The organism is Tritonibacter sp. SIMBA_163 (assembly GCF_046535935.1).
GTDB lineage: Bacteria > Pseudomonadota > Alphaproteobacteria > Rhodobacterales > Rhodobacteraceae > Epibacterium > Epibacterium scottomollicae.
The window spans coordinates 1-235 of sequence record NZ_JAWJBP010001353.1 but is presented as its reverse complement, the minus strand read 5'-3'; the positions used below and the strand labels follow the sequence as shown (position 1 = coordinate 235).

Annotated in this window: 1 protein-coding gene; it reads left to right on the top strand. The window is 60.4% G+C overall.

Features of this window, described 5'->3' with window-relative positions:
- A partial coding sequence (locus tag R0J92_RS26695; protein ID WP_411053903.1) for a glycosyltransferase 87 family protein occupies positions 1 to 235 on the top strand: 235 nt, incomplete at both ends.

Here is a 235-nt window from a genome sequence, read left to right as displayed (position 1 = left end):
CTCGGCGGGCTGTTGCTGGCACCGACGAGGTCTCTTCTCGGTGGCCTGCTTCTGGGCCTGCTCACGGTAAAGCCGCATCTGGGAATCCTCGTTCCCTTTTGCCTGGTGGCTGCGGGCAACTATCGCGCCGTGGCGTCAGCCACCTTTGTCAGTGTTGCGATGGTTGTCCTGAGTGGCGTCTTGTTCGGCTCGGAGATCTGGCCACTGTTCTTTTCCGAGACCAATCCGATGATGC